Source organism: Microbacterium gubbeenense DSM 15944 (genome assembly GCF_000422745.1).
In the GTDB taxonomy this organism is placed as follows: Bacteria; Actinomycetota; Actinomycetes; order Actinomycetales; family Microbacteriaceae; genus Microbacterium; species Microbacterium gubbeenense.
In genome coordinates, this window is record NZ_AUGQ01000044.1 from 1 (window position 1) to 5155 (window position 5155).

At 61.5% G+C, this 5155-nt stretch carries 9 protein-coding genes; 2 read left to right on the forward strand and 7 right to left on the reverse strand.

What is annotated here, in order from left to right:
• A partial coding sequence (locus tag G510_RS0112885) for a transposase (protein WP_029153440.1) occupies positions 1-203 on the reverse strand: 203 nt, incomplete at its 3' end.
• A 101-nt stretch (positions 204-304) separates the two neighbouring features.
• Positions 305-718 (reverse strand): GrpB family protein, encoded by a 414-nt coding sequence (locus G510_RS16930; RefSeq protein WP_084644386.1) that lies wholly within the window; start codon positions 716-718, stop codon positions 305-307.
• Between the two features lie 243 nt (positions 719-961).
• On the opposite strand from G510_RS16930, the gene G510_RS0112895 reads away from it, so the two are divergent.
• Complete coding sequence (locus tag G510_RS0112895; protein WP_029153947.1) at positions 962-1483, forward strand: hypothetical protein; 522 nt, start codon at positions 962-964, stop codon at positions 1481-1483.
• 205 nt (positions 1484-1688) lie between these two features.
• Positions 1689-2270, forward strand: coding sequence for a recombinase family protein (locus tag G510_RS0112900; protein ID WP_029153948.1), 582 nt, complete (start codon positions 1689-1691; stop codon positions 2268-2270).
• 150 nt (positions 2271-2420) lie between these two features.
• Here the strand turns inward: G510_RS0112900 and G510_RS0112905 are convergent, their stop codons facing one another.
• From G510_RS0112905 to G510_RS16940, 5 genes are all read right to left on the reverse strand, one after another.
• The gene (locus G510_RS0112905) at positions 2421-2924 is read right to left on the reverse strand and encodes a hypothetical protein (protein ID WP_051216760.1); all 504 of its coding nucleotides are present in this window, start codon (positions 2922-2924) and stop codon (positions 2421-2423) included.
• A gap of 265 nt (positions 2925-3189) precedes the next feature.
• Complete coding sequence (locus tag G510_RS16935; protein WP_157560661.1) at positions 3190-3795, reverse strand: hypothetical protein; 606 nt, start codon at positions 3793-3795, stop codon at positions 3190-3192.
• A 403-nt stretch (positions 3796-4198) separates the two neighbouring features.
• Positions 4199-4447 carry a hypothetical protein gene (locus tag G510_RS0112910; protein ID WP_029153950.1) on the reverse strand — a complete coding sequence of 83 codons (249 nt, stop codon included), beginning with the start codon at positions 4445-4447 and terminating at the stop codon, positions 4199-4201.
• Between the two features lie 150 nt (positions 4448-4597).
• Entirely contained in the window at positions 4598-4885 is a 288-nt protein-coding gene (locus tag G510_RS0112915; RefSeq protein ID WP_157560663.1) for a hypothetical protein, read from the reverse strand.
• Positions 4882-5155 (reverse strand): transposase (locus tag G510_RS16940; RefSeq protein ID WP_211219202.1); only part of this gene is annotated, 274 nt, incomplete at its 5' end. The genes G510_RS16940 and G510_RS0112915, both read right to left, overlap by 4 nt.

Below are 5155 nucleotides of genomic sequence, written 5' to 3' on the forward strand. Positions count from 1 at the left end.
AGATCACGGTGGCGGTAGCCGTTGCGCTGGGTGGCCCGGTCAGGAGAGGGCTGTCCGTACTCGGCTCCTGCGACCGCGTCGGCTTCGGCAGACAGGAGCGAATTGATGATCGTCTGCAGCAGCTGCCGCATCAGATCGGGTGACGCGTCGCCGAGCGCTTCACGCAGGACGGTGGCAGAGTCGACAATGTGAGGAGCGGTCATCGTGTGTCTTCCGTTCGAGAGGCTGTAGGAGGTTTCCTCGAAGGATCACACGGTGACCGCGTCTACGTCAGAGACGAGGCAGGCCACCGCGCGTTACACCACTATGCGGGACTCCACTCCGCGCGGCGGACGTGAAGTATCGCCTGGTTGTCTTCGTGCCAGAACAGCAGCTTTTCCCAGACGAGGGGGTCGACCTTGATCGACCCCCTCGGTAGGTCGCGGTCTACCCCTGGGGAGTCAGGACGCGAACCGCGTGCGCGTACGTAGCCGAGCGGTGCGAGGCGGGCGACGAGTTCATGCTCTGCGGGGAGAGGTGAGATGCGCAGTTGCAGGTCGACGAACGGCTTCGCGGCCAGGCCCGGCACAGAAGTCGAACCGATGTGATCCAGTGTCGCGGCCTCAGCGCCGTCAAGTCCACCCACCGCGTCCCGGACGCCTGACAGGAGCCGCGATGCGCGCTGTGCCCACTCTGCCTGATGCTCAACTAACGCGGCAGGGTTCGTTTCGTCGCTCATACCGTCGAAACTACAGGCCACGAATTTCACCGGGAAGGAACGACCGGACGGGATGCGCGACACATGGTCTGAGCAAGCGGTTCTTCTACGCGGCGAGTGTCTCGTGACCTCGGTGTCTCGTATCCCATGCGTTACGAGACACCAAGGTTGTGAGACACGTCGGCGCTCTGTGCGAGTGTCCGTCGCGGAGTCGCGCAGCACTTCACTCTTGAGGCGCTGCGCCTGCTCGGTACAGTTGACAATATGAGCAACTCAATCACTCTGGTGTCCCGGGTTCGCTTGTCATTTTGGGTGCGCTTCATGCTTGGCGGCGGATTCGCCGCAATCGCGATCGTGGCAACTGTCGGGACGGTGAACAATCTTCCGATAGAGCCCCTTGTCGGTGTCATCGTCTCTCTCGCCGTCGTTGCATCCGTGGTCCTCGCCATGACTGCTGCTGTTGCCGCATGCGTCGTTACCGTTGACCAGCGTGGCGTGACTCTCGCGTTCTGGGTGCTCTATCGCACGAGGATTGTCGCCTCTGAGATCGCGGAGCTTCGCGCAGACACCTGGAACTCGTGGGACTTCGGAGGTTACGGGATCAAGGGCGACCGACCCAGCGGCAAGCGAGGGTTGCTGCTCAACGCAACAGTTGATGGAACCGGCAATGGCGACGTCGGCATCCTTCTGCGCGCGACCGACGGGCGAACCTTCCGCGTGGAGGTTCCCGACCCCCACGAGTTCGTCCGACATGCTGACGATTTGCTCGCCAGAGAACGCATCTGATCGCTCCGAAACCCGCTCACGCCTGATCCCGGAATCGGATCTGTCTCATAACCCTAGGGTTACAAGACGTCTCACGATGAGCCGAGTACCAACCTTTTACTTCGCGAATTTCCGAGGCTCAGCAATTCTCACAACTATGTCTCGCAAGTGATTGACTAGAAGCGATTACACACCCTTAGTTGCGAGACACCTGGAGAGCCCTGAAATGACAAAGCTGATCGGCTACGCACGAGTGTCCACCCGTCAGCAATCGACGGATCGCCAAGAAGCGGACCTCCTCGCTGCGGGCGTCCGCCGAGATGATCTGTACACCGATCACGGAGTCTCCGGTGCCCGTTCCTCTCGCCCCCAGTTCGATCGTGCGATCGAAGCAATCGAGACCGGCGACACTCTCGTCATCACCACACTGGATCGGTTGGGCCGATCGACACAGAACATGCTCGCCTTCGCTGACGAGCTCCGCGCGCGAGGCGCAGGATTGCGCGTACTGAACCTTGGAGGCGGCGACGTCGACACGTCCACGCCGATGGGGTCTATGTTGTTCACCGTCATGGCCGCACTCGCGCAAATGGAACACCAAATCAAACGCGAGCGCATCGTTGATTCGATCAGCAAACGACGCATCGCTGGCAAGAATCTCGGCGGACGCCGACAGCGAATCACGGACAGCCAGATCCGCAACGCTCTTCACCTCGTACAGAGCGGCCAGCCAACAGCACAGGTCGCCCGCGACCTCGGAATGTCCCGCGCAACCTTCTACCGCCGCTCACGAACACTCACCGACTAACACTCGGCCGCCGGATCGCGCGCTCACGCAACGCTGCCAACACAGGTCACGCACCACAAAGCTTCGGTTGGCGCACAAGGGATCAGAGCGACACCCGTGCTTCGGCCTGCACATCAGGAAGCAGCTCAACAGAGTGGTGAAGTTGCAGTGCTATTCGGATGTCGAGGACTGAAAGACGGGTACTGTCCCTGTTTGTGAGCGGCTGGCTAGAATAACCGCCAGAATGCCGAGACCTAGGGTCGACGTCAGGAATGCCAGGGTTCCGAGTGCAGCGACGAGACCAGCCATCTCCATGACGAAGGTCGGTGAAGCAGCACCGATCAGTTGCGGCAAAATCCACATCACACTCTGGACGCCGAGTACCCAGAGCGGCGCCCAGTTCCACGGAGCTGGTACGACGCCAGCACGAGCAACTTGCATTGCCGCAATTAGCCCGAATACCAGCGGCAGCACCACCGACAGGTATCCCCAAAACCGCCAGGCGTCAGCCTGCTCAAGATTGTCGGAGCCAGCGAACAGGTTGACGAGAGTGGAAGTCACGGGCCACAACGCCACAGCAGCGGAGGCTGCGAGCCCCAGCGGTTTGCGCCCGACGACGCTGCCCTCGCGGCTCAAGCCGAAGGCGAGGAGAAGGATAGCGCCTGCCCACAGCACATCAGCTATGACTGTAAGGACAGTACTCGTCCCGGGTGCCCCTAAAACCGCGCCACGGATGACGCCCACAACACCGCAAGCGATAAGTCCGATGCCGCCGACCAACCATAAGAGTCTGCGTCCGTGCATGACCCCACGCTATCGGTGTCAGCCGGTACTGCTGCACCGAAACGCGGGAATATTGGCCAGCCACTGATCCCCAAGGAGTGAGGAGAACGGAGAGGAAGACTCTCCTCTCCGTTCTCCGTCGTATTGCGGTGATCGACTATGAGAACATTCCTGCTGCGCCCGAGGGCGCCGACGTTGACATCATCTTAACGCCCTTATTTGAAGCGACATTTCCCCATTTAATGGCTCCGCCTCCGCTAGAACCGCTCCCGCCGCAGCCAATTGAGTCGTAGTACTCATCCCACACATTGCCGCCGCCAGGCAGGTGCCGAGCCTTGTAGCCGCGTCCCTGCAGGCACGCTGCGCCAATGGAATTGGAGTCCACCGTCCAGCTGTAGCCCACGGTGGTTGCAGCATCCAGTCCGATGAAGGCGCACCCGTTCACGGAGTTGTACCAAGTTCCCGTGCCTGGTGCCACCCAGCTGCGCCAACAGCTTGCGAGGGCCGCTCTGTCGGTACTGGAGACCACCGATAGCTCCGTGACCTCACCGTCAATATCGACGATTGAGGCGTCGTCCACTGACGCCGGCTGACCGTTGACATCGAGCACAACCACGGGAGCCTCCGCGTCGAAGTCAGGCATCACAGCAATGTCTGATGGCGCGCCGTCGATCAAGATACGGTCAGAGGTCGGTTCGACGGACGTATAAACAATTTCGTCATCCTGAGGCGGCGTCGTCGCGGACCACGCCTCGGCGCTCACGCCGGTCGGTGCAGGTTGGGCGCTACTTCCTTCCACTGCGGTTGTGGTGTCGGGCGCCTGAGCTCCTTCGTTCGGGGCTGACTCCGTCGCGCCCGCGGGTGCGGCCGTGAGTCCCAGGCCGACTGTGGCAGCCATGATCACGAGGCCCGCCTGGCGCAGTCTCTTCGAAAACATCGTTGTCTCTCCATTCGTCCCCAGGCCGCGAGAAAGTGAATGTGGTAGATGTGTTTTGCCTGGGAATGCCTGACGATACACCTGAGAGGTAGCCGTGTAAATATTCTGACGTATTGGTATTCCACGTTGTTCACGTAACCGACGGGCCGCATCTACGACACGGAGGACGGATCCGGCCGGATCCCGTGGTCGATCAAAGACCGGTGGGGCTCCTGCATCATCGAAGCGATTACAGCGCGTCGTGATCCCGAAGGCCGATGATGGGCAATGCTGCGTTAACCACGTCGCCAACCCGCGTACGCTCCGCCGTGTCTGCGGTGGGCATGTGCAAATCAAACTTGACGTGATCGTAGACCTCCCGCGTGAGGTCATAGAGGAACTGCGCCCGCTCGGCCTCGGTCGTTGGCTGCGCATTGAGCGCGGGCCTGATCGAGGCGAGAGCGGCGGCAAGGCGGGGGTTCTGGTCGTGAGCGGTCATGGGGTTGTCCTTCCGTTCGTCGTCTGTTGCCAGTCACAATGCGCGCACTTGTCGAGGTCGTGCAGCACATGATGACACCACGGGCAGACATCGCCCGCGATGTCGTCGTCTCCGGTCATGATCTATCCGTCCCCGGCCGGTTGGGCCGGCCTATACGAAAGCGGCCGCGATGGCGGTGGCCAGGAAGTACGCTCCCCCAACAAGCACGATGGAGTGGCCGAGCGTCGAAAGGTTATCCCGCCGCCGCTCGTTGCGTTCTACGCTTTCCGCCCCACTGCCCTCGGCGCTGTCCTCTTTCTGCCACCGCGGAATGAAATCAGCGACCGCGAGAAAGATGAGTCCCAGCAACGTCGCAGTTGCGGCCACGGCGTTGTAAACGGGCGCGAATCCGGCTCTTCGCGGTTCGTGGTGAATGACCCTGCTGTGGCGGGTATTCACGCTACGGTTCTCGCGGCGCTGGTGAGCAGGATACGCGTCCGGTAGTTCTCCGCGTTGCGGAATCCGCGGCCGGTGCGTTTGATGTTCTTGATGCCGGTGTTGCCCGCTTCGACCTTCGCGGTGGTTGCGCCGGTGACGATGAGGACCTCGATGGCGTCCCACCAGGTCACGACGGTGTCGTAGAGCTTCGTGGCCTCGGGCATGTTCGCGATCTGGACGAAGTAGCCCATCCGCATCCGCTCCTGCCAGGCCTGGGCGAGAGTGTCGGTG